At 36.3% G+C, this 2425-nt stretch carries 3 protein-coding genes; all 3 read right to left on the reverse strand.

Translation table 11 applies throughout. From position 1 onward, the window contains the following. Window positions 1-51 precede the first annotated feature (51 nt). Complete coding sequence (locus KKA81_16925) at window positions 52-891, reverse strand: hypothetical protein (GenBank protein ID MBU2652611.1); 840 nt, start codon at window positions 889-891, stop codon at window positions 52-54. A gap of 12 nt (window positions 892-903) precedes the next feature. Continuing rightward, complete coding sequence (locus KKA81_16930; protein MBU2652612.1) at window positions 904-1161, reverse strand: GIY-YIG nuclease family protein; 258 nt, start codon at window positions 1159-1161, stop codon at window positions 904-906. 63 nt (window positions 1162-1224) lie between these two features. Beyond that, window positions 1225-2190: a hypothetical protein gene (locus KKA81_16935; protein ID MBU2652613.1), complete on the reverse strand. Its 966-nt coding sequence runs from the start codon at window positions 2188-2190 to the stop codon at window positions 1225-1227. Window positions 2191-2425 lie beyond the last annotated feature (235 nt).

The following is a 2425-nucleotide window of genomic DNA, read 5'->3' on the forward strand; positions in this document are numbered from 1 at the left end:
AAGCAAGCGAAATAATAATTATTTTTTTTACTTTTAAATTCATTTTAAAAATTATGGATTTAAAGATTTTTGATAATATTCCTGCTTAATTTTCAATTCCGCTTCGGCAATCTTCTGTACTAATTGCATTGACAGCGCCGCCCTTACCGGATCATTGCTGTAATCAACAAGCCCTTGATAAACTTCTTTCGCTTTTTTTAATAAAATAATATAACGCTTATGAAGATTTAAATAATCCGAAGGGACTTCAGTATTCAAAAAACCGTTCAAAATTTCCGAATACGCTTCTGCTGCTTGTTTTACCCCTGAAATGTCCAAAGTGTTGGCCATTTTTTCTAAAGCTTTTTGAGGATTATTGTAGGCCTCGTTGGAATTTTTTATAATAATTTGGGCTGTTTCCGTTAAATATCTTTTCTTCGCCTCCAAAGAATTATCCTGGGAAATTTTCAAATCGCTGTCGCTGATTAATTCGTCAAAAAGCGAAAAGTTTTGCAACTCCGCCATCGCTTTTTCAATCGCTTCCTGATTTTGGGGATCGTTCGGATTAATATTTTCAACGCCTTTTTGGTCCAGAGTTTGCATTTGATTGGAAACCGACTTGGCGACAAATTCGGTAAGATTTAAAGGCGTTTCGTCATTTGAACTTTTAACCTCTGAAACTTTTGAACTTTCATTTAATCCGAAACTCTCAATCGGGTTGGAAATAAATTCTTTCGCTTTTTCCATCCATTGAATCGGAGATTTTGGGGGATTTTCCGGCGCTTTACCCGATGATTCCAAAGTTATGTAACTGCCGGAGCCGGCTGTTTTGGAATCTTTGATAATCAAATGCCCCCCTGCCAAGCCGGCGGTTAAAATCAAAATTATGGCGCCAAGTTTAAGCGGATTCATCCCCCACATAACTTATGCAATCAGGGCATTGCAAAGTCTTTCTTTTAATCTTCGCAATCCCTGTTTGTGCAATTTTAATGCTTTTTCACGACTATATGCATCTTGTTTAGAAATAAAAGCTTCAAAATAAATTAATCGCCAAGGAGAATACTTTTTGGCATGATAAGACTTATTTTGATTATGTATCATAATACGCTGTTTTAGGTTAGAAGAACAACCGATATAAAAACTTCCATTTTTAAATGATTGAAGCAGATATACACAATACATAATCAAAATTAGCGTAAGTTATGTGGGGGATTCATTGATTTAATTATACAATATTATAATGTATTAAAACAATGTGGACAACTCAATAACCTGCTCAATACTCAAATCCTGCGGCCGAGCATTCGGCTCAACGCCTAATGCCCTTAACTTTTCCGTTAAAAGTCGCGGGTCGTTGGTCGTTGGTCGTAGGTTATTTAATATCGTCTTCCTCGGCTGCTTAAAAAGAATTTTAATGAAACGATAATAATTTTCAGAATAATTCTTAAAATATTTTTTAGAAGTCTCCAGCGCCGGCGCTTCCCTATAGGGAAGCGCTGGACGAATCACCATTTTAATAATCGCGCTATCTACTTCCGGAGCCGGTTGAAAATCTTTTCTGGAAACGTAATCAACAATTTCCGGCTTTGCCCAAAACTGAACGCTGGCGGCTAAAAGATTCATCTTACCAACTTTAGCGCAAACGCGCTCCGCGACTTCTTTTTGAATCGTCAAAACAGTCAAAGACGGTTTATTCTCCAATTCTCCCAAAATCCGCAAAAGATAACTTGTGATGTAATAAGGAATATTTCCGATGATTTTTAAATTTTTTATTATTTTTGTTTTTGCCGAAGACAAATCCCCGGAGGATTTTTTTTGGTTTATAGATTTGAGATTTCGGGGCACCCACAATAGCGGGTCGCGAGATTTGATTTCTTTCAGCGCGTCGCCTTCGATTATTTCTACTATCGATTCTCCTGCTCCTCCCTTTGCTCTTTTATTTACCATCGCTTTCCCAGATGGCACTTCCCTATAGGGAAGTGCCATCTGGTTTCTTAAAATTTCTGCCAACTTTTTGTCTTTCTCAATAGCGATAATTTTAAACTTGGGAATTTTTAAACCCTGAAACTTTAAAACTATTTCATTTGTCAGCTCTCCATGCCCTGGCCCGATTTCAATAATTACATCGCCGTCTTTCAATTCCAAAGCTTCAACAATCTTTCTAATCTTATCTTTATTTGTCAAAAAGTGTTGTCCCAAATATCTCCCCATAATTTAAATTCATCTTACGCTTCCCTATAGGGAAGCGTAAGATTGTTTAATCTTTTTTAATTTTTTCTACTTAGCCTTTCTTTTCTTATATAAGTAATTCTTGGCCATTCAATTTTAGCAAAACGATCAAGAAAGGTTTCCGGCGGTATCGCTTTCATTTTTTGTATAGCTTCTGTTCTTATTACGTCCTTCCCATAAAAACTGTGTTTGCTTCTGTAATTTTTGGAATTCAATA

The sequence above is a fragment of the Bacteroidota bacterium genome (genome assembly GCA_018831055.1).
In the GTDB taxonomy this organism is placed as follows: domain Bacteria; phylum Bacteroidota; class Bacteroidia; order Bacteroidales; family B18-G4; genus M55B132.